General features: G+C 65.5%; 16 protein-coding genes. 12 read left to right on the top strand and 4 right to left on the bottom strand.

Annotation, left to right across the window (positions count from 1 at the left end; translation table 11 throughout):
- Positions 1 to 212: 212 nt before the first annotated feature.
- From HR9077_RS06115 to HR9077_RS06105, 3 genes are read right to left on the bottom strand one after another with little or no spacing between them, the layout of a single operon-like run.
- Positions 213 to 1,223, bottom strand: a complete 1,011-nt coding sequence (locus HR9077_RS06115) for a Gfo/Idh/MocA family oxidoreductase (RefSeq protein WP_136066142.1) — start codon at positions 1,221 to 1,223, stop codon at positions 213 to 215.
- Positions 1,224 to 1,235: 12 nt separating this feature from the next.
- Positions 1,236 to 2,138 carry a sugar phosphate isomerase/epimerase family protein gene (locus tag HR9077_RS06110; RefSeq protein WP_136066141.1) on the bottom strand — a complete coding sequence of 301 codons (903 nt, stop codon included), beginning with the start codon at positions 2,136 to 2,138 and terminating at the stop codon, positions 1,236 to 1,238.
- Between the two features lie 43 nt (positions 2,139 to 2,181).
- On the bottom strand, positions 2,182 to 3,009 hold the full coding sequence (locus HR9077_RS06105; RefSeq protein ID WP_136066140.1) for a TIM barrel protein: 828 nt from the start codon (positions 3,007 to 3,009) through the stop codon (positions 2,182 to 2,184).
- A 446-nt stretch (positions 3,010 to 3,455) separates the two neighbouring features.
- Here HR9077_RS06105 and HR9077_RS06100 point away from each other — a divergent pair, with 446 nt between their 5' ends.
- The 6 genes from HR9077_RS06100 to HR9077_RS06075 all read left to right on the top strand — a co-directional run bounded on the left by HR9077_RS06100 (position 3,456) and on the right by HR9077_RS06075 (position 10,410).
- On the top strand, positions 3,456 to 4,316 hold the full coding sequence (locus HR9077_RS06100; protein ID WP_136066139.1) for a MurR/RpiR family transcriptional regulator: 861 nt from the start codon (positions 3,456 to 3,458) through the stop codon (positions 4,314 to 4,316).
- 63 nt (positions 4,317 to 4,379) lie between these two features.
- Complete coding sequence (gene iolB, locus HR9077_RS06095; RefSeq protein WP_136066138.1) at positions 4,380 to 5,183, top strand: 5-deoxy-glucuronate isomerase; 804 nt, start codon at positions 4,380 to 4,382, stop codon at positions 5,181 to 5,183.
- Between the two features lie 280 nt (positions 5,184 to 5,463).
- Positions 5,464 to 6,378 (top strand): substrate-binding domain-containing protein, encoded by a 915-nt coding sequence (locus HR9077_RS06090; protein WP_136066137.1) that lies wholly within the window; start codon positions 5,464 to 5,466, stop codon positions 6,376 to 6,378.
- A gap of 58 nt (positions 6,379 to 6,436) precedes the next feature.
- The gene (locus HR9077_RS06085; protein ID WP_136066136.1) at positions 6,437 to 7,978 is read left to right on the top strand and encodes a sugar ABC transporter ATP-binding protein; all 1,542 of its coding nucleotides are present in this window, start codon (positions 6,437 to 6,439) and stop codon (positions 7,976 to 7,978) included.
- Between the two features lie 46 nt (positions 7,979 to 8,024).
- On the top strand, positions 8,025 to 9,056 hold the full coding sequence (locus HR9077_RS06080) for an ABC transporter permease (RefSeq protein ID WP_136066135.1): 1,032 nt from the start codon (positions 8,025 to 8,027) through the stop codon (positions 9,054 to 9,056).
- A 190-nt stretch (positions 9,057 to 9,246) separates the two neighbouring features.
- Positions 9,247 to 10,410 (top strand): Gfo/Idh/MocA family protein, encoded by a 1,164-nt coding sequence (locus HR9077_RS06075; protein ID WP_136066134.1) that lies wholly within the window; start codon positions 9,247 to 9,249, stop codon positions 10,408 to 10,410.
- Between the two features lie 213 nt (positions 10,411 to 10,623).
- Here HR9077_RS06075 and aguA read toward each other — a convergent pair whose 3' ends face one another.
- A complete protein-coding gene (aguA, locus tag HR9077_RS06070; protein ID WP_136066133.1) occupies positions 10,624 to 11,766 on the bottom strand; it encodes an agmatine deiminase in 1,143 nt (380 codons plus the stop codon).
- 106 nt (positions 11,767 to 11,872) lie between these two features.
- Between aguA and HR9077_RS06065 the strand changes: the two genes are divergently transcribed.
- The 6 genes from HR9077_RS06065 (at position 11,873) to HR9077_RS06045 (ending at position 20,615) form a co-directional block, all read left to right on the top strand.
- A complete protein-coding gene (locus HR9077_RS06065) occupies positions 11,873 to 12,496 on the top strand; it encodes a YbhB/YbcL family Raf kinase inhibitor-like protein (RefSeq protein WP_136066132.1) in 624 nt (207 codons plus the stop codon).
- A 126-nt stretch (positions 12,497 to 12,622) separates the two neighbouring features.
- Entirely contained in the window at positions 12,623 to 14,317 is a 1,695-nt protein-coding gene (locus HR9077_RS22005) for a VRR-NUC domain-containing protein (protein WP_210725873.1), read from the top strand.
- On the top strand, positions 14,314 to 16,620 hold the full coding sequence (locus HR9077_RS06060) for an ATP-dependent DNA helicase (RefSeq protein WP_210725872.1): 2,307 nt from the start codon (positions 14,314 to 14,316) through the stop codon (positions 16,618 to 16,620). The genes HR9077_RS22005 and HR9077_RS06060 overlap by 4 nt, the downstream gene beginning before the upstream one ends.
- Positions 16,621 to 16,924: 304 nt before the next feature.
- Positions 16,925 to 17,866 (top strand): cobyrinic acid a,c-diamide synthase, encoded by a 942-nt coding sequence (locus HR9077_RS06055; RefSeq protein WP_136066130.1) that lies wholly within the window; start codon positions 16,925 to 16,927, stop codon positions 17,864 to 17,866.
- A gap of 37 nt (positions 17,867 to 17,903) precedes the next feature.
- Positions 17,904 to 19,103, top strand: coding sequence for a toxic anion resistance protein (locus HR9077_RS06050; RefSeq protein ID WP_136066129.1), 1,200 nt, complete (start codon positions 17,904 to 17,906; stop codon positions 19,101 to 19,103).
- 237 nt (positions 19,104 to 19,340) lie between these two features.
- Positions 19,341 to 20,615 carry a malic enzyme-like NAD(P)-binding protein gene (locus tag HR9077_RS06045; RefSeq protein WP_136066128.1) on the top strand — a complete coding sequence of 425 codons (1,275 nt, stop codon included), beginning with the start codon at positions 19,341 to 19,343 and terminating at the stop codon, positions 20,613 to 20,615.
- The last annotated feature ends 2 nt before the right edge of the window (positions 20,616 to 20,617 follow it).

Raw genomic sequence — 20,617 nt, 5'->3', positions numbered from 1 at the left:
TGTGAAAAACTATAGAATTAAAATTCCAAAATCTCAATATATAGAATATAAATTCCCTTTGCGTTCCGAACATCATCCCGAGCCGGCAAAAACGACTTTCGCGCACTGCGCGGATGGAGGAGCGGGGGCCATGCCCTGCTCGTTCGGGCATGGCTGTCCCGTGTGGATCCGCCTTCGGTTGGCAAGACGGGCCTTTAGGCTCCCAGCCCGGTTCAGGCGTAGAAGGCGGGACGCTCGGGCATCTTCACGTTTTCGATCTTTCCGCTCTCCTGCGCCTTGACGCAGGCATCGCTGGCAATCGCCGCTGCGTAGCCATCCCAGGACGACGGACCGCCGACCTTGCCGCTGGCGACACCATCGATGAAGGCCTGGAGTTCGACATCGAAGGCATCGCCGAAACGTTTCTTCCAGTCCTGCAGGATCTCGTTGGAGCGCTGTCCGGCCTGGCGGAAAGTCAGGCTCTGCGGTTCGGGCAGTCGGGCAATGCCCTCTTCGCCGACCACGTCGCACTGGATGTCGTAGCCGTACTGGCAGTTGACGAAAATCTCGACGTCGATGCGCACGCCCTGGGTGGTCTCGAGCAGCACGATCTGCGGATCCTCGACCTTGTCGTGGGCGTGGCGTGTCTTGCGCGGAAAGATCACCTGAGCGGTGGCAAAGTCGTCATCGAGCAGCCAGCGGAAGGTATCCAGCTCGTGGATCAGGGTGTCGTGGATCGCCATGGGCGTGACGTAGCGCTCCGGCACCGTCGGGTTGCGGTGCGCGGCATGGATCATCAACGGCGCGCCGAGGCGGTTGGCGCCGATGGCTTCTTTCATCAGCCGATAGCCGCTGTCGTAGCGACGCATGAAGCCGACCTGAACCCGGCGCTTGCCGGCATCGATCTCGGCATCGACGATGTTGCGACAACCCTGAGCGGTGTCGGCCAGCGGCTTTTCGCAGAACACGTACTTGCCGGCCTGGATGGCGGCAAGCACATACTCTTCGTGAGTGCCGCCCCATGAAGTCACCATGACGGCGTCGACATCGTCGGCCTGGATCAGCGCCAGGCCGCTGTCGTAGACCCTGGCATCCAGACCGAGGCGGTCGACGACCGCGCGTGCCTGGTCGGCATTGACGTCGCTGACGGCGACGATGCGTCCGCCGGTGAGGTAGTGGGTGATGCGCCGTGCATGCTCTTCGCCGATCATGCCGGTACCGATGATGCCGATTCTGACAGTCATGATGATTCCTCGTTATTTCCAGTATTTGTCGACGTAGCGCTGGATCTCCTCGCGCATGAAGCGCGAGGACTGCTCGGCGCGTTCTTCCCAGGCGAAGACGCAGGCGGTCATGATGCCGTCGAAGCCGACATCGGCGAGCGTCCTGAAGAACAGGTCCCAGTCCACCTCGCCTTCACCGATATTGAGATGCTGGTGAACGCGTGCGGTGGACCCCGGCGGGTTGATGATGTAGCGCAGCCCCGAGGAGGCCTTGTGGTTGAAGGTATCGGCGACATGTACATGGGCCAGCACCGGTGCACAGTCGCGAATCATCTGCTCCATGTCGTCGCCGAAATGGAAGGTGTGCGGTGCGCAATAGAGGAACTTGACGTTGCTCGAGTCGACCGTGCGGATCATGTCCACGGCCGGGTGCAGCGTCTCGACGAAGTCGTCGGGGTGGGGCTCGATGTTGAGCTGGATGCCTTCGCGCTCGAGGATTGGCACCAGCTCCTCCATGGAGCGCCACCAGGACGCTTCGCTGGACTCGGTGGTGGCGCCGCCCTGGCAGCAGCTCGAACAGCTGCCGCGCTCGGGATGGGGGCCGCGCCCCATCTCGGAATTCATGGTGTCCACGCCCAGTTCCACGGCGATCTCGATGGCTTTCTTCCAGTACTTCACCGCGGCCTGACGCTCGTCCTCGTGGGGACTGGCCCAGCGGTACATGGGCAGCAGCGAGGAGAGCTGGACACCGTGATCACTGAGGGACTTCTTGAAGCTGTTCAGGCGCTGGGGGTAGACGCGCGGATGCACGAACCAGTCGAGAAAATCGGCACGCGGCGACAGCTCGATATGCTCGTACCCCAGTTTGGCGGCCAGTCGCGGCAGGTCGTCGAGCGGTACATGGCGGTGCATGAACGGGTCCAGGGCGATTTTCATGCGAGGCTCCTCACGATCGGCGTTTATTTGTTGATGGCATGGTTCAGGCGGCCAGCCCGCGGCGAATCTCGTCCATGCTGCCCCGAATGGCCGTGAACGGGTCATCCAGGTTGCAGACCGCCGGTGCGAAGGGCTCGAAGGAAATGTACTGGTCGTAGCCCCCCGCGAGCAGCTGCCGCACCTGACCGATGCTGTCCAGACGGTCGCCGGGGCCGACCAGCAGACGGTGTTCGTCGAGCATGGTCTCGAAGTCGACCGACTCGTCCTCGAGGCCCGAGACATGCACCAGGCCGGTATACTCGGGGAACAGGCCCCGTTCTCCGGCGCCGGCGTGGTGGAAGGTGTCGTGGACAAGGCTGAAACGATGCGCCATGTCGAGTTCGCGGATCGCGTCGACGGCCACCTGCTTGGTACGCAGCGATGAAGTCGGGAACCCCAGCGGCTCGACGAAGCCCTGCAGATCGTAGCGTCCGAGAATGGGGGCCAGGGCCGCCAGCGCGTCCTTGAGTCCGGCACGTTTTTCGGACTCGGATGCGCCGTGATCGGCATCGACCAGCGGGCAGAGCACCAGGCCGCGTCCGCCGCAGGCCTCGACCAGCTGGGCCAGGTTCTCGGCCTGCTCTTTACGCTCGTCATTCCAGATGTTGAACGGATAGAGCGCATTGATGCTGAGGATCTCGATTCCACGCTCGTGCGCCAGATGGCGGGCCTCACGGGCCTGGTCGAGCGTCCGGACGCTGTTGTCGCCGACATCGTTGCGCAACTCGACCGCGCTCAGACCCAATCGGGCGGCGCCGTCGATCAGTTCTCTCACGCTCAGGCGTGGGCAGATCATGTGGTTCAAGGCGAAGCGTGGGGCTTTCTGGGACATGGTCGTTCTCTCTTGATCGTCGAGCGGAGGCGCGGCATCGGCCATGCCGAGGCAGGCCCTTGCGATGAAACGAGGCTAGAACAAGCGTTCTATCAAATCAATATTTGGAAAATTTCGTCGCGATGTGCGCTTTCTACGCTAGCTGGCAGTAAAATCTTTTAATAAACAATCAGGTATATGTCGCTTTCGATGTCATGGACTGGCTACAGATGCGCGGGGAAGCGGTTTTCTGCGACCAAAGACGTAAGAGCGCGGTGGCCATTCCTGCCGAGGGGAAGGCGGCGGAAATGGGGGCACGGTCGCGTTGATGTCGCGCGGGTGCCGTTTCTGTATCATTTAAATTTTTTGTTCTATACTTTGGTATGTGTGGAATTTTTGTTCCATTGCACCTAGGCTGTCACTCATCCAGGCCACATCGGCGCAGCGAACTCGGAGATCAGGCCTCAATGAATCAATTACCGCAGGATTTTGCCGAACTCGAAGCTCGTATCACGGCCGAGTACGCGGCCCTGAGCCGGCGTCTGCAGCAGACGGCGCGCTTTCTGCTCGATCATCCCCAGGAAGTGGCCTTCGCCACCGTCGCCAAGCTGGCCGAACGCGCCGGTGTGACGCCCTCGACATTGATCCGCTTTGCCAACAGCTTCGGCTTCAAGGGCTTCTCGGAAATGCAGCAGCTGTTCCGGACCCGGCTGGTCGACGAGCTGCCCAATTATGCCGAGCGCATTCGGGCGGTGCGCACCGCGACCGGCGAGACCCCCGACAGCACCCAGCTTCTCTGGGAGTTTTCCGAGGCCAACCGCGAAGTGCTCGAGGCGCTGCCGAGTCGTATCGATCCGCACGACCTGGAGCGGGCGCTGGACGTGCTCGAGCGCGCCGAGATCGTCCATGTCTTGGGTGCGCGGCGCAGCTTCGTGGTGGCCAGCTACTTTTCGTATGCCCTGCATCACATCGACAAGCGGGCTTTCCTGGTCGACGGCCTGGGTGGCATGCATGGCGAGCAGACGAAGGCCATCGGTAGCCGGGATGCCATGCTCGTGGTGAGTTACTCGCCCTACGCCCAGGAAACCCAGGATGCCGCGACCGAGGCCAGGGAGCGGGGCATTCCCATGGTGGTGATCACCGACTCCAGCCTGAGCCCGCTGGCACGACTGGCCGATGTCAGCCTGGTGGTGCACGAGGCGGAAGTGAAGAGTTTTCGTGGCCTGACAGCCTCCTTGTGTCTGGCACAGACGCTGGCGATTGCCCTGGGCGTACGCCAGGACAAGGCCAGCGAGTCTGCACAGGATGAGGCGAAGGCCAAGCGGTGAACCCCGACGTTCACGGATCATGCAAATGAACGAACCTGACTGAAGACGAGGAGGGCAGCGCTAATGACTTCGCTTCTGGTACGCCCCCAGCAGCCCGATGAACATGGCAAGGTACTCGAGGTCACGCCTGAAACGGCTGGCTGGAAGCATGTCGGTTTTCGCGTGCACAGGCTCGAGAAAGGGCAACGTTTCGAATCCCACACCGGCTCTCGCGAACACTGTCTGGTCCTGCTCACGGGGCGGGCCAATGTCGCCAGTGGCGAGCAGCACTGGCAAGACATCGGCGAGCGCATGGACGTGTTCGAGAAGATTCCTCCCTATTCGGTCTACCTGCCCGACGGAGTGAGCTACAGCCTCGAAGCATTGACCGACCTGGAAGTGGCGGTCTGCAGCGCCCCGGGGCATGGCAATCACGAGGCGCGGCTGATCGGCCCCGACGACGTCAAGCGGGCGACACGGGGGAGCGGCAGCAACACTCGTCACATCCAGGACATCCTGCCCGAGACCGAGCCTGCCGACAGCCTGCTGGTGGTCGAGGTCTATACGCCGTCCGGCAACTGGTCGAGCTATCCGCCTCACAAGCACGACGTCGATGACCTGCCGTACGAGTCGATTCTCGAAGAGACCTACTATCATCGCCTGAACCCGTCTCAGGGCTTCGCGTTCCAGCGGGTCTACACCGACGACCGCTCTCTGGATGAGGCCATGGCGGTGGAGAACGGCGACTGTGTCATGGTGCCACGCGGCTATCATCCAGCCGGGGTGCCACATGGGTACGAGCTCTACTATCTCAACGTGATGGCCGGGCCGAAGCGAGAATGGAAGTTTCGCAACGATCCCGCTCATGAGTGGATTCTAACTAGTTGATAGTAAGTGTTTTTATAGCAGAGTTCGATAGGCCCGCAGAGTTGGTTGAACGACACATCTTCCCCGCTTCGGCGGGGTTTTTTGTTGGCGAGATCTGGATGCTGTTGGAATGCACGTTCCACATATACCAAAGTATAGAATGATTTTTTTGTAAAAATTTCAAATAGAATCTAAATTCTAAATGCTGCGCCCGAAGTTCCAGGGCGCGTCTTGCAACAGACGGGCCGCAATGGCCACGACGCCTAACAAACAGAACAAGATGTCTAAAGGAGTACCTCACATGAAACGCCTATTGCTGGGAGCCGCCCTGTTCGCCGCCTGCTCGACCTCCGCGCTGGCGGCAAACATCGGCGTCTCCGTCGCCTACTTCGACGACAATTTCCTCACCACGATGCGTAACGCCATGCAGGCCACCGCCGACGAGGAGGGCCAGGATATCCAGTTCCTCGATGCCCAGGGCGATATCGGCCGCCAGCTGAGCCAGGTCCAGAGCCTCGCGGCACAAGGGGTCGACGCGATAATCGTCAATCCGGTCGATACCGCGGCGACGCAGATGATGACGGCGGCGGCCATCACGGCAGAGATCCCGCTGGTCTACGTCAATCGTCAGCCGGAAGGCAAGGATCTCGAAAGAGAGGATGTCGCCTTCGTGGGCTCCGATCAGAAGCTGGCCGGGACGCTGCAGATGGAGGAACTGGCCAGGCAGCTCGATGGCAAGGGCAACGTGGCCATTATGCTGGGCGAGCTAGCCTCAGGCGCCACTCACAAGCGCACCGAAGGGGTCAAGGAAGTCGCGGCCAAGTATCCCGACATCCGGATCATCGAAGAGCAGCCGGCCGACTATCAGCGTACCAAGGCCATCAACCTGATGAACAACTGGATCGTGGGCGGTCAGGACATAGACGCTATTGCCGCCAACAACGACGAGATGGCGCTTGGCGCGCTGATTGCCATGCGGCAATCCGGCATTCCCGACGATTCCATCGTGGTCGGCGGGATCGACGCGACACGCGATGCGCTGGAAGCCATGCAGCGTGGCGAGCTCGACGTCACGGTCTTTCAGGACGCCCAGGGACAGGGCGGCGGAGCGGTCGAGACCGCTATCGACATGATCGAGGGCAAGCCCGTGGAAAAGATCAAGATGGTGCCCTTCAAGCTGGTTACCAGGGACAACCTCGACGATTTCCTCAACTGATGGCATGGGGCTGGCGGGCATCCGCCAGTCCGGAGAGAGCGAATAGAGGACGCCGACCATGGTCGCAACGACTGCATCCGCACCGCATATCCAGGCTTCCACGCCATTCCTGCTCGAAGTCGCCAATGCCCGCAAGACCTTTCCCGGCGTCGTCGCCCTGGACAACGTCCAGCTACGCGTCCGCGCCGGGACGGTGCACGCCCTGATGGGCGAGAACGGGGCCGGCAAGTCGACGCTGATGAAGATCATCGCCGGGGTCTACATGCCCGACGATGGCGAGGTGCGCCTGCACGGGCGGCCTCTGCAACTCACTGGCCCCCTGGACGCACTCGAGGCCGGCATCGCCATGATTCATCAGGAGCTCAACCTGATGCCGTACATGACCATCGCCGAGAATATCTGGATTCGCCGCGAGCCGCTCAACGCGCTGGGGTTCGTCGATCACGCGGCGTTGGCCGACAGGACCCAGGCCCTGTTCGATCGACTGGGGATCGAACTGGATCCCGAGCTGGAAGTGCGCCACCTATCGATCGCCGGCCGGCAGATGGTCGAGATCGCCAAGGCCGTCTCGTACGAGTCGGAAGTGCTGATCATGGACGAGCCGACCTCGGCACTGACCGATCGCGAAGTCGAACACCTGTCCCGGATCATCAACGACCTGCGTGACCAGGGAAAGGGCATCATCTACATCACCCACAAGATGGACGAGGTCTTCGAGATCGCCGACGACATCTCGGTGTTCCGCGATGGCCAGTTCATCCACGAGGCCCCGGCCAGTGAGCTGGATGCCAACGAGATCATCCGCTTGATGGTGGGCCGTGAGGTGACCCAGCTGTTTCCCAAGGAAACGGTGCCGATCGGCGATGTCGTGCTGGCGGTGAAGGACCTGGGGCTGGAGGGAGTCTTCGAGGGGGTCAGCTTTGATGTGCACGCCGGGGAAATCCTGGGGATTGCCGGCCTGGTGGGGTCGGGGCGGACCAACGTGGCCGAGACGCTGTTCGGCGTGACGCCGGCCACGGCCGGCTCGGTCGCCATCGATGGCCAGGAGATCCTGATCAAGTCGCCGCACCAGGCGATGCTGCATGGCCTGGCGCTGCTGACCGAGGACCGCAAGGAAACCGGCCTGTTTCTGAGCCTGTCCGTGCTGGAGAACATGGAGATCGCCGTGCTGCGCGACGGCTACACCCATGGCAGCTTCGTGGCCCAGCACCGGCTTGACCAGCAGTGCGAGCGGATGAAGCAGGTACTGGATGTCAGGACTCCGGATCTGGAAGAGCGCATCGGCAATCTCTCAGGCGGCAATCAGCAGAAGGTGCTGATCGGGCGCTGGCTGATGACCAAGCCCCGCATCCTGATCCTGGACGAACCCACGCGGGGCATCGACGTCGGCGCCAAGGCCGAGATCCATCGCCTGATTTCCGAGCTCGCCGGCGAAGGCGTGGCCGTGATCATGATCTCCTCCGAGTTGCCCGAGGTGCTCGGCATGAGCGATCGCATCATGGTCATGCACCAGGGCCAGGTCACCGGTTTCCTCGACCGTGGCGACGCCAATCAGGTCAGCGTCATGCAACTAGCTTCCGCCCCGGCAACACATGCCTGAGGTCCGCATGGCTAGGACCATGCATAGCGACAAAAGGATAAACAACATGACTACTGCAACCGACAACAGCCAGCAGGCGCCGATCGCCTCCAAGCAACGCCGGAAAAGAAAGGTGCCGACCGAAGTCAGCATCCTCGCCGTGCTCATCGGTATCGGACTGCTTTTCGAAGTGATCGGCTGGGTCGTGCGTGGCGACTCGTTCCTGATGAACCCCCAGCGCTTGCTGATCATGATCCTGCAGATGTCGATCATCGGCATCATCGCCATCGGCGTCACGCAGGTCATCATCACCGGGGGCATAGACCTGTCGTCGGGGTCGGTGCTGGCATTGACCGCCATGGTCACGGCCAGTCTCGCCCAATCCTCCGATTACGCCCGGGCGGTCTATCCCGCGCTCACCGACCTGCCCTGGATCGTACCGCTGGTGGCCGGGCTACTGGTGGGCGCCTTGGCGGGAATCATCAACGGCTCGCTGGTCGCCTTCGCGGTGATACCTCCCTTCATCGCGACACTGGGGATGATGGTGTCCGCTCGCGGGCTCGCGCGTGCCTATACCGATGGCCAGCCAGTCAGCCTGTTGACCGAGGAGTTCACCTGGATCGGCTCCGGCGCCAATCCGGTGATCATCTTCCTCGGTGTCGCCGTCATCTTCCACATTGCCCTGAAGTACACCCGCTACGGCAAGTACACCTATGCCATAGGCGCCAACCCCCAGGCGGCCCGCGTTTCGGGCATCAACGTGCGGCGTCACCTGGTCAAGGTCTACGCCATCGCCGGCCTGCTTGCCGGGCTTGCCGGGGTCGTCGCTTCCGCCCGCGCCGGCACTGGCCAGGCAGGGATGGGCCTGATGTACGAGCTGGATGCCATCGCCGCCGCCGTCATCGGGGGCACCAGCCTGGCCGGCGGGGTCGGGCGGGTCACCGGCACGGTCATCGGTGCCCTGATCCTGGGGGTCATGCTCAGTGGCTTCACGTTCCTCGGTGTGGACGCGTATTACCAGGATATCGTCAAGGGAATGATCATCGTGACCGCCGTCATCGTCGACCAATACCGTCAGCGCAGGCGCAAGTTGTCCTGACGTTCGAACGTTCCTTCGTGGGGCGACGCCGCTTGTTGAACCGGCGAGGCCGAGAGGACCCGGCCTGGTGCCGCCCAAGCAGATGGTGAGCACGGCCAACCGGTGTATCTCCACGTTGCTTGATCGCTATTGAGCCGATCCCGCTTGACTCTCAGTGTCCAAACGAATGGCAGCTCCAGGAATACTCGATATGACCTCGACGCTCAACATTGGGCTGATCGGCAGTGGTTTCATGGGCCAGGCTCATGCCGATGCCTACCATCGTACCCGTATGCTCTACCGCGACCTGCCGTTGAACCCGCGGCTCTACGCCATAGCCGACCAGGGCGAGGAGGCGGCCGAGGTCGCTCGGGATCGCTTCGGTTTTACCAGGGGCTATGGTGACTGGCGCGAACTGGTGGCCGATCCCGAGGTGGATGTGGTGGACATCACCTCACCCAATGCGCTGCACTATGAAATGGCCCTGGCCGCCATCGACGCCGGCAAGCACGTCTACTGTGAGAAGCCGCTCGCCATGAACGACGATCAGGCGCGCGAGATGCAGGAGGCGGCCGAGCGCGCCGGGGTCAAGACCATGGTGGCCTTCAACAATATCAAGACGCCGGCGGCGCTACTGGCCAAGCAGCTCATTGACTCCGGCGAGATCGGCCGACCGATTCGTTTTCGCGGCACCTTCGATCAGGGCTTCTTCAACGATCCGGACCTGGCCTGGTCATGGCGTTGTTCCCGTCAGGGTGCTGGCACCGGCGCCCTGGGCGACCTGGGTGCGCACGTAATCAGCGTCGCCCAGTTCCTGATGGGGGACTTCCGTCAGGTCAACTGCCAGGCGCAGACCCAGATCACCGAGCGCCCGGTGCCCGCCAGCGACGCCGGCTATGCCAGCCGGGTCGAAAAGGGCGCCGAGATGCGCCGTGTCGAGAACGACGACCAGACCCAGGCGTTGGTCCAGTTCGACTCCGGCGCCGCCGGGGTGATAGAGAGTTCGCGGCTCGCCGCCGGGCGGGTCTTCGGCATCTATTGGGAGGTCTCGGGCACCGAGGGCACACTGTACATGGACGGCGAGCGCTTCAACGAGTTGCAGGTCTTTCGCTTCAGTGACGACAAGCGAGATCGTGGTTTCAAGACCCTGCTGGCCGGCTCCCAAGTGCCCCAGTACGGCGCCTTTTTCGGCTTCGATTTCGCCGGAGGCGGTCTGGGCTTCTTCGACGTCAAGGTGATCGAGATCCATGACCTCATCCAAGGTATAGCGGGGCCGCGCGGCTGCTACCCTGACTTCGCCTTCGGCCACGCCAACCAGCGCATCATCACCGCCATGGACGAGTCTGCCAACAGCGGGCGGTGGGTCGAGGTCTGAGCATCCGACAAGAGCACCGGAATCCGCTATGACGAGATCGGCAATGTCAGCATGAAAGATCCGTATCGGTATGGTAGGCGGCGGCCTCGGCGCAGGCACTGGAAAGCAAGGAGCCCGTCAAGATCGTCTATTGAAACAACAGACTCCGAGTGAGCCACTCGGGTATGGGCCATAGAGTGACTCCAGACTTGCCGAGACTGCTGCCAGGCGCCGCTACGCGTCCCGTCCCGGCACGCGGCGGGCGGGCTGCTGCTGGGTGATGCAGTGGATGTTGCCGCCGCCGAGCAGGATCTCGCGAGCGTCGACGCCGACCACCCGGCGGGTTGGAAACAGGCCTTCGAGGATGGCCCGGGCGTCCTCGTCGTGGTCGGGATCGAGCCTGGGCATCACCACCACCGAGTTGCCGATGTAGAAGTTGACGTAGGAACCGGCCATGCGGTCGCCGGGCTGGCGCGGGCGCGAACTGCTCAGCCGGTCGACGCCGCTGGCCTCGGACTCGGCGATGGTCAGCGGTCCGGGCATCGGCAGCTTGTGCACGGTCAGCCGCCGTCCCCTGGTGTCGCGGGCGGCCTCGAGGACCGCCAGGGCCTCGCGGGAGATGGCGTGCTGCGGGTCGCTCGGATCGTCGGTCCAGGTCAGCGCCACCTCGCCGGGGGCGACGAAGCAGCACAGGTTGTCGACGTGGCCATCGGTCTCGTCGAGATGGCAGCCGCGCGGCAGCCAGATCACCCGGGTCACCCCCAGGTAGTCGCCCAGCAGGCGCTCGAGCTCGGCCTTGCTCAGGTCGGGGTTGCGGTTGGGGTTGAGCAGGCACTCCTCGGTGGTGATCAGCGTGCCCTCACCATCGACATGGATCGCCCCGCCCTCCACGACCAGGGGGGTGATGAAGCGCTCGGCGCCGAGCATCTCGGCTATCTTCAGACGAATGCGACGATCCTTGTCCCAGGGAAAGTAGAGCCCACCGTTGAGCCCGCCCCAGGCATTGAATTCCCAGTCGACCATCGCCAGCCGGCCGTCCGGATGGGTCAGGAAGGTCGGCCCGACGTCGCGCATCCAGGCATCGTTGCTCGACAGTTCGACCACGCGGATGTGCGCCGGCAACTGGTTGCGGGCGTTCTCGTACTGGTCGTCGTTGACGCCGACGAACACCGTCTCGCTCTCGGCGATCGCCCGGGCGACGGCGACGAACGCCGCCTGGGCCGGCTTGGCGCCGTAGCGCCAGTTGTCGGGGCGCTGCGGCCAGAGCATCCAGCAGGCATCGTGCGCGGCGAACTCGGCGGGCATCGAAAAGCCCAGCTCGGCGGGGGTGGCGGGCCGGCCGTCGGTGGCGGAGGGGATGGCTTGCCGGGTGCTCATGGAAGTCCTCTAGAAGGGTGGTGGCTCGTCGTCGGTCTGCCTGGCCGAAGCCCCGGGGGCTAGGCTAGGCTGGTGGGATCATGCACAGCGATCCATGGAGGTGATCATGAAGTTAACCGTTGACGGCATCGAGGACCAGCAGCCGATCCCCGAGACCTTTGCCTTCGGCGTACCCGGCGACGGCGAGCCGATGACCCTGGGGCCGAATCGCAACCCGGCGCTGCACTGGACCGAGATCCCGCAGGGCACGCGCAGTTTTGCGGTGATCGTCTGCGACCCCGACGTGCCGGGCGATCCCTCGGACGTCAACCAGCAGGGCAAGAGCCTGCCGGTGAGCATGCCGCGCGTCGATTTCTACCACTGGGTACTGGTCAATGTGCCCGCGGACGTCCACCGCATAGACGAGGGCGCGGCCTCGGATGGCGTGACGCCCAAGGGCAAGCAGCCCGGCCAGGGCGAGCTGGGCCTGGCGGGCATCAACACCTTTACCGGCTTTCTCGCCGGCGATCCCGACATGGGTGGCACCTACGGCGGCTACGACGGCCCCTGCCCGCCGTGGAACGACGAACTGCCGCATCGCTACCGTTTCACCGTCTACGCGCTCGATGTCGAGAAGCTCGACATGCGCGGCGAGTTCACTGGCGACGAGGCGCTGGGTGCCATGCAGGGGCATATCCTGGGCCAGGCCACCGTGACCGGTACCTATACGCTCAACCCCGACCTGCGTTGAGGCTGTCCGGGGCGGCCGAACCGGTCTGGCCGAACCGATCTGGCCGAACCGGTCCGGTCGAACCGGATTGTCGCTGGCGCGGCCGGCTTGTACCATGGATGAATAACCAGTTATCCGTGGTAGCGCATGGCCCGCCAGATCCTCGACGATCCCTTCTACTATCTCGTCAACTTCCAGACCGTGCTCGCCTGGCTGGACGCGCGCTACGGCGACTTGCTGAGCGACGACGAGCGCGCCTTCATCGATGCCTTCGGCGAGTTGCCGCGTCCCTCGCAGGCGCTGCTGGTGCGCATGATCATGCGCAAGGGCGCGCTGTTTCGGCGTTCCAAGTTGCAGTACCCGGAAATCGCCGAGGAGATCCCCGCGGCGCAGCGCTGCGAGGGTGAACCGCTGGCCCCGGCGCTGGCGCCGTTGATCGCCCGGGGCTGGGTCGACCCGGCGCCGACGCTGACCCTCGAGGCGCTCTTCGCACTGCTCACCAAGGTCGAAGTGCAGCGCCTGTTCGGCGAGCGCCTGGCCGCGCTCGGCCTGCGCCAGGCCAGCAAGCGCGCCTGGCTGGCGGCGCTGGACGAGGACGACGAGCCGCCGCGCACCCTCGCCGAGTGGGGCCGCGACGACGAGACCATCCTGGCGCTTGGGGTCGACGCGCTGTGCGAGCGCCTGCGGCTGATGTTCTTCGGCAACCTGCACCAGGGCTGGAGCGAGTTCGTGCTCGCCGACCTGGGCATGGCGCGCTACGAGCGTGTCGCCTTCTCCAGCGGGTCGCGGGCCTTCGCCTCGCGTGACGAGCTGGAAAGTTACCTGCATCTGCACCGCTGCCGTGAACGCCTGGCCGACGACGAGCCGGTGAGCGCGATCGATGCCGACGTGCCCCGCGAGGCCCATGCCAACCCCTGGCTCGAGGCGCGCCGCGCCAAGCTGCTGTACCGGCTGGCCCAGCACAGCGAACGCCAGGGCGAGCTGGGCGCGGCCCACGACCTCTACGCACGCTCCACGCATCCCGGTGCTCGCGGTCGGCGGCTGCGCATGCTCGAACGTCTCGAGCGCTTCGGCGAGGCGCTGGAGCTGGCGCGCGCGGCCGAGCGCGAGCCGGAAAGCGACGCCGAGCGTCAGCAGCTCGTGCGGGTGATGCCGCGCCTGCATCGGCGGCTGGGCCTGCCGCGTCCGGCGGCGGCTGCCTCGCCCGAGACCGAGCGGTTCGATCTCGAGCTGCCGTTCGCCGGCCTGTCGGTGGAGCGCACGGTACAGCATCACCTCGGTGTCCCTGAAGCGCCGGTGCACTATGTCGAGAACACCCTGATCGGCGGCCTGTTCGGGCTGCTCTGCTGGGAGGCGATCTTCGCGCCGCTGCCCGGGGCGTTCTTCAACCCCTTCCAGCGTGGCCCGGCGGATCTCGCCCGGAGCGACTTCCACGCGCGCCGCCGCGAGCTGTTCGACGGCTGCCTGGCGAGCCTGGAGAGCGACGCCTACCAGGAGCTGATCCGCCGCACCTACGTCGAGAAGCAGGGCATCCAGTCGCCCTTCGTCAGTTGGGAATGCCTGCCCGAGTCGCTGCTCGAACAGGCGCTTGCCTGCCTGCCGGCCGCGCATCTGCGGCTGTGTTTCGAGCGGCTGCTGGCGGACATCCCCGCCAACCGCGCCGGACTGCCGGACCTGATCCAGCTGTGGCCGGGCCAGCGCCGCTACCGGATGATCGAGGTCAAGGGCCCGGGCGATCGCCTGCAGGACAACCAGCGCCGCTGGCTTGCGTTCTTCGAGCGCCACGCCATGCCGGTCGGCGTCTGTCATGTGCGCTGGGCGCCGGGCGGGGCGCGCGCTTGAGCTACTGTGTGGCGGTGCGGGCGCTGTGCGAATTCACCTCACGCGGCGGCGATCTCGACCTGCGCTTCACGCCATCGCCGACCGCCCAGGAGGGGATCGCCGGTCACGCGCTGGTCGCCGGGCGGCGCGGCGCCGGCTACGAGCGCGAGATCGCGCTTGCCGGCGAGTACGCCGCACTCGCGGTGCGCGGGCGCGCCGACGGCTATGACGCGGCGCGCAACCGGCTCGAGGAGATCAAGACCTTTCGCGGCGACCTGGCGCTGATGCCCGACAACCACCGGCGTCTGCACTGGGCGCAGGTCAAGGTCTACGGCGCCCTGCTGTGCCGGGCGCGGGAACTCGCCGAGGTGCGCCTGGCGCTGGTCTATCTCGACGTGGTCAGCCAGCGCGAGACGTTGATCGAGGAGACCTTCGACGCCGCGACGCTCGAGGCATTCTTCGTGGAGCAGTGCCGGCACTTCCTGGCCTGGGCCGAGCAGGAGCTGGCCCACCGGCAGCGCCGCGACGAAGCGCTCGAGGCGCTGCGCTTCCCGCATGCCGGGTTCCGTCCCGCCCAGCGCGAACTGGCCGAATCGGTCTACAAGGCGGCAGGTACCGGGCGCTGCCTGATGCTGCAGGCGCCCACCGGCATCGGCAAGACGCTGGGCACGCTGTTCCCGACGTTGAAGGCGATGCCGCGCCAGCGTCTCGACCGGCTGTTCTTCCTGGCCGCCAAGACCCCGGGCCGGCGGCTGGCGCTCGACGCGCTGGCCACGCTGGCGCCCGCGGAGGACGATGCCGCCCGGGGAGACGCCGCGCCGACGCCGCTGCGCATCCTCGAGCTTACCGCCCGCGACAAGGCCTGCGAGCACCCGGACAAGGCCTGTCACGGTGATTCCTGCCCGCTGGCCAGCGGTTTCTACGACCGCCTGGCCGAGGCCCGGGCGGCGGCGGTGCGTCACGGCCGGCTCGAACGTGCGGCGCTGCGCGAGATCGCGCTGGCGCACGGTGTGTGTCCCTATTACCTGGGCCAGGAGCTGGCGCGCTGGTGCGACGTGGTGGTGGGCGACTACAACTACTACTTCGACCTGCACGCCATGCTCTACGCGTTGACGGTCGAGAACCAGTGGCGCGTCGCGCTGCTGGTCGACGAGGCCCACAACCTGGTCGAGCGCGGGCGCGGCATGTACACCGCCGAACTCGATCAGGGCGCGTTGCGGGCACTCAAGCGCAGCGCCCCGGCGGCATTGAAGAAGCCGCTCGAACGCGTCGAACGGCAGTGGCGCGCGCTCAACGGCGAGGCGGGCGATGCCGCCGGCGACGACGATTACCAGGTTCTCGACGGCCCGCCGCAGCGTCTGCTGGGTGCCCTGCAAGGGCTGACCGCGGCGATCGGCGACTACCACAGCGAGCATCCCTTCGCGCTGGACAGCGACCTGCAGCGCTTCTACCTGGATACCCTGCACCTGGCGCGGCTGGCCGAGCTGTTCGACGATCATTCGCTGTTCGACGCGACGCTGAGGGACGGGCGGCGCGGCGCGCGGCTCTCGCGGCTGTGCTGTCGCAACGTGGTCCCGGCGGGCTTTCTCGCCCCGCGCTTCGCCGCCGCGCACAGCGCGGTGCTGTTTTCGGCGACCCTCGGCCCGGCCGACTATTACCGCAACCTGCTGGGCCTGCCGGACGCCACGCCCTGGCTCGAGTCGGCCTCGCCATTCTCGGCCGAGCAGTTGGACGTGCATCGGGTGCGCACGATCTCCACCCGCTACGCCGACCGGCCCGCGTCGCTGATGCCGATCGCCGCCCTGATGGCCGAGCAGTACCGCCGCCACCCGGGCAATTACCTGGCCTTCTTCAGCAGCTACGCCTACCTCGACCAGGTCGCCGAGCGTTTCGCCGCCGAGTTTCCGTCGATTCCGCTGTGGCGGCAGTCGCGGCGCATGGACGAGGCCGAGCGCCAGGCGTTTCTCGAGCGTTTCGCCGCGGATGGACGAGGGATCGGCTTCGCGGTGCTCGGCGGGGCGTTCGGCGAGGGCATCGACCTGGCCGGCGAACGGCTCGTCGGCGCCTTCGTCGCCACGCTGGGACTGCCGCAGGTCAATCCGGTCACCGAGCAGTTTCGCCGGCGCCTCGAGACGCAATTCGGGCGCGGCTACGATTACGCCTACCTGTTTCCCGGCCTGCAGAAGGTGGTTCAGGCCGCCGGCCGGGTGATCCGCTCCCCCGAGGACCGTGGCAGCGTGCATTTGATCGACGACCGCTTCGGCGAGCCGCGGGTGGCGCGGTTGCTGCCCGCCTGGTGGAACCTCGCCGGCGATGGCCGCTGAAACGGCGCTTGACCACGATGACCCGCGGTTATCGCGGTTGTATCTGACGGGGCGCCGGGGACAAGCCGAAAGAGAAGGTCCGATGCCATGGCCGGAAAGCGCTCCTTTCCATTCCGGCATTTCCGCCATCCATGGTGGTCAGATGGCCTCGGTAGCGTACAGGGGCCTATTCACGGCGTCTTCTCGCTTGCTTGTTGCCGGATCAGCCCCTGACGGCGATCGCCTGGCCTCGATGTCGCTTTATCCCGAGGCGGGCCTTCCCTACAATCGTTTCTTCCTACCCTGGTTGGCGGAACCGCATCGTATGCTGGGATTTCTGCAAGGCTTGGCCTACGGGCTGTTCGTCACCTGCCTGCCGTGGTTTCTGATCGGCATGGCCAGCCCGCGACTGGCGTTGGCGGAACGCGACCCCAATCGCCTTCAGGTCATCGTGCGCTACTGGCTGCTGGTGCCGTTCGTCGCCTTCGTGCTCTGGCTGACCTCGTTGTGGGGCGGTTTCGATCCGTCGCTTGGCGGCTGGCTGGCGGGGCTGGTGGCGATCGCCGTCGAGCTGCCGATCGAGCGCCGGGCGCGCAACTGGTGGCAGCGCTGGCAGGACCGGCGTCGGGCCCGGCGCCGGGCGGCCGAGGACTCGCGGCAGCGCGCCGAACACCAGCGCGAGGCGCAGGAGCGCGGCGTGCTGAGCCTCGACCCGGAGCATCCGCCCGCCGACGCCGACGAGGTGGTGCGCGCGCTGTGCGCGGCCAAGGGCGAACTGCTGGCGGTCTCGCGGGAAGACGTGGCGGTGCAGGCCGACCGGCTCTACAGTCGCTATCGCCACGTCGAATCGGTTCTCGCGGCGCGTTTCGACAGCGCCGAGCTGGCCTACCAGCGCGCTCACGGCCTGGTCAACGAGGTGTGCCTGGGCGCGGTGGACAATCTGACCCGGATGGCCGCCCAGGCGCGCAGCGTGGCCGGCGTCGACAGCGACTTCGTCCGGCGCCGGCTGGACCGCGAGCGCGGGACCTTGAGCGTGGCCGAACGCCTGGCGCTGAAGCGTCGTCTCGAGCTGGTCGCCGAAACCGAGCGTCATCTGCGCGACCTGTCGGCGCGCAACGAGGCGGCACTCACGGCGCTCGACGACACCGCCGTGGCGCTGGCGCGGGTCGAGACCCAGCGACCGCAGGCCTCGGTGGCCGCCGAGCAGGCACTGGTCGATCTGCGTCGCTTCGCCGAGGGCGCGGCGCGCTACAGCCGCAGTCAGTAGGCGTCATCGGAGTGTCTCAACCGCGAGGAGTCGAGCGATGAACGACAAGCATGAGAGCCGAAACGGACAGGACGACAAACGGCGCCTGGCGTTGCCGGCGGTGGAGGAGCTGGCCGCGGGACTGACGCCCGAGGACACCCGGGATACCGATGACGAGCTGGAGTCGCTGGCCGACGACTTCGTCGACGGTCTGCTGAGGCCGGGCGAGGGGGGTGCCGAGGCGCCGCGCCAGGCGGTCGACGAGATGGGGCTCGAGCTGCAGCGCCAGGCCGCGCATCAGAGCGAGATGCTGCAGACGCCGCTGCGCCGTCTGGCGCGCCACGGCGACGAGGGCGGGCCGGTCGCCGAGTCGCTCGCCAAGCTGCGTTCGCGGATGCAGGATCTCGACCCGCAGCGGCACGCACTGGGCGGCGGCGGGCTCGACCGCGTGCTGGCGCGTCTGCCGGGGGTGGGCAGCCGTCTGCAGCGCTATTTCCAGAAGTTCGAGAACGCTCAGCAGGCGCTCGATGCGATCATCCACGACCTGGAATCCGGGCGCGAGATGCTGCGCCGCGACAACCTCACCCTGGGCGACGACCAGCAGGCGCTGCGCGACATGGCCGGCCAACTGCAGCGGCAGGTGCAACTGGGCCAGTTGATCGACCGGCGGCTGGTCGCCGCCGCCGGGGCGCGCCCCGACGACGATCCCCAGCGTCCGGCCCTCGACCGGCGTACCTTCATCGAGGAGGAGCTGCTGTTTCCGTTGCGCCAGCGCATCGTCGACCTGCAGCAGCAGCTCGCCGTCAGCCAGCAGGGGGTGCTGGCGCTGGAAGTGGTGATCCGCAACAACCGCGAGCTGATGCGCGGCGTCGACCGGGCGATCAACGTCACCGTCTCGGCACTCACCGTGGCGGTGACGGTGGCCATGGCGCTGGCCAATCAGCGACTGGTACTCGATCGCGTCGAGGCGCTCAATCAGTCGACCTCGTCGATGATCGCCGGCACCGCCCGGGCGCTGCGCGAGCAGGGCGTCGAGATCCAGAGCCGCGCGGCCTCGGCGACGCTGGACCGCGAAACCCTCGAGGAGGCGTTCGGAGAGGTCATGGCGGCGCTGGACGACGTCTCGCGCTATCGTCAGGAGGCATTGCCGCGGCTCGACGAGCAGATCGAGCGACTCGACGCACTCTCGCGTCAGGGCAATGCGGCGATCGAGCGGCTCGAGCGCGGCAATCGCCAGCGCACCGACGACAGCCTGTAAACGGGCCTGCAGCGTGTCGGTCGGAGCAGCCCATGGGAGAAAATCGTTTTCGAACACTGTTCCCGATAAGCTGGGCATTATGCCTGAATGAGCAGCCATAACGCCCAGCCAATACTTGGAAATAATTTCAAACTAGCGCTTAAAAGCCTGCCAAGACAAATACTTGGCTCAAGTTGTTGGGTTGAGGTTTTTTCTATATTCTGGCCGGCACATCTCCCGACCGATCGGACCACGAGCATGACAGACGTCAAGAAGCAGGCCGCCCTGGATTACCATTCGCAGCCCTTTCCGGGGAAACTGTCCGTCGAGATCACCAAGCCGACTTCGTCTGCCAAGCACCTGGCGCTGGCCTACAGCCCGGGCGTGGCCGAACCCTGCCGCGAGATCGCCAGGGACCCCGAGAACGCCTACCTGTATACCGGCAAGGGCAACCTGGTGGCGGTGATCTCCGACGGCAGCGCGATTCTCGGGCTGGGCAATCTCGGCCCGCTGGCCAGCAAGCCGGTCATGGAGGGCAAGGGGGTCCTGTTCAAGCGCTTCGCCGGTATCAACTCGGTGGATATCGAAGTCGACGCCGAGAGCCCGCAGGCCTTCATCGATACCGTCTCGCGCATCGCCAGTACCTGGGGTGGCATCAATCTCGAGGACATCAAGGCACCCGAGTGCTTCGAGATCGAGCGCACGCTGGTCGAGCGGTGCGATATTCCGGTCTTCCACGACGACCAGCACGGCACCGCCATCGTCACCGCCGCCGGCATGCTCAATGCGCTGGAGATCGCCGGAAAGCCGATCGGCGAGGCGCGCATCGTCTGCCTGGGGGCCGGCTCGGCGGCTATCGCCTGCATGCAGCTGCTGGTCTCCTGCGGCGCGCGGACCGAGAACATCTACATGCTCGACCGCAAGGGGGTGATCCACAGCGGGCGCAGCGATCTCAACGAGTACAAGGCGATGTTCGCCACCGAGACCTCGCTGCGGACCCTCGACGAGGCGATCGACGGCGCCGATGTCTTCGTCGGCCTGTCCGGCCCCAATCTGTTGAATGCCGAGCAGCTCGGCAGGATGGCCGCCAGCCCGATCGTGTTCGCCTGTTCCAACCCCGACCCGGAAATTCATCCCGAGCTCGCCCACGAGACCCGCGACGACGTGATCATGGCCACCGGTCGTTCCGATTACCCCAATCAGGTCAACAACGTGCTGGGCTTCCCGTTCATCTTTCGCGGGGCGCTGGACGTGCGCGCCACGCGCATCAACGAGGCGATGAAGCTGGCCGCGGTCCATGCGCTCCGGGATCTGGCCCGCGAGCCCGTTCCGCAGGCGGTGCTCGACGCCTATGAAGTGGATTCACTGGAATATGGTCGCGGCTACATCATCCCCACGCCGATGGATGCACGACTGCTCGATCGGGTGTCCTCGGCGGTGGCGCGGGCGGCGGTCGATTCCGGCGTGGCGCGCCGGCCGTTTCCGGCCCACTACCCGCTGGCCGGTGTCGAGGATGTCTATGGCGGTGTCTGAAT

This window comes from Modicisalibacter radicis, from assembly GCF_900961225.1.
Classification (GTDB): Bacteria; Pseudomonadota; Gammaproteobacteria; order Pseudomonadales; family Halomonadaceae; genus Modicisalibacter.
Note: the sequence above shows the minus strand (reverse complement) of the source record. Positions and strands in the feature narration are given on the sequence as shown.

Excerpts from the sequence above, each read along its gene's own strand:
- HR9077_RS06110 (WP_136066141.1), bottom strand. The coding sequence starts at position 2,138 with ATGAAAATCGCCCTGGACCCGTTCATGCACCGCCATGTACCGCTCGAC.
- HR9077_RS22005 (WP_210725873.1), top strand. The coding sequence starts at position 12,623 with ATGGCCCGCCAGATCCTCGACGATCCCTTCTACTATCTCGTCAACTTC.
- HR9077_RS06065 (WP_136066132.1), top strand. The coding sequence starts at position 11,873 with ATGAAGTTAACCGTTGACGGCATCGAGGACCAGCAGCCGATCCCCGAG.
- HR9077_RS06115 (WP_136066142.1), bottom strand. The coding sequence starts at position 1,223 with ATGACTGTCAGAATCGGCATCATCGGTACCGGCATGATCGGCGAAGAG.
- HR9077_RS06105 (WP_136066140.1), bottom strand. The coding sequence starts at position 3,009 with ATGTCCCAGAAAGCCCCACGCTTCGCCTTGAACCACATGATCTGCCCA.
- HR9077_RS06055 (WP_136066130.1), top strand. The coding sequence starts at position 16,925 with ATGCTGGGATTTCTGCAAGGCTTGGCCTACGGGCTGTTCGTCACCTGC.
- HR9077_RS06050 (WP_136066129.1), top strand. The coding sequence starts at position 17,904 with ATGAACGACAAGCATGAGAGCCGAAACGGACAGGACGACAAACGGCGC.
- aguA (WP_136066133.1), bottom strand. The coding sequence starts at position 11,766 with ATGAGCACCCGGCAAGCCATCCCCTCCGCCACCGACGGCCGGCCCGCC.
- HR9077_RS06075 (WP_136066134.1), top strand. The coding sequence starts at position 9,247 with ATGACCTCGACGCTCAACATTGGGCTGATCGGCAGTGGTTTCATGGGC.
- iolB (WP_136066138.1), top strand. The coding sequence starts at position 4,380 with ATGACTTCGCTTCTGGTACGCCCCCAGCAGCCCGATGAACATGGCAAG.
- HR9077_RS06045 (WP_136066128.1), top strand. The coding sequence starts at position 19,341 with ATGACAGACGTCAAGAAGCAGGCCGCCCTGGATTACCATTCGCAGCCC.
- HR9077_RS06080 (WP_136066135.1), top strand. The coding sequence starts at position 8,025 with ATGACTACTGCAACCGACAACAGCCAGCAGGCGCCGATCGCCTCCAAG.
- HR9077_RS06090 (WP_136066137.1), top strand. The coding sequence starts at position 5,464 with ATGAAACGCCTATTGCTGGGAGCCGCCCTGTTCGCCGCCTGCTCGACC.
- HR9077_RS06085 (WP_136066136.1), top strand. The coding sequence starts at position 6,437 with ATGGTCGCAACGACTGCATCCGCACCGCATATCCAGGCTTCCACGCCA.
- HR9077_RS06100 (WP_136066139.1), top strand. The coding sequence starts at position 3,456 with ATGAATCAATTACCGCAGGATTTTGCCGAACTCGAAGCTCGTATCACG.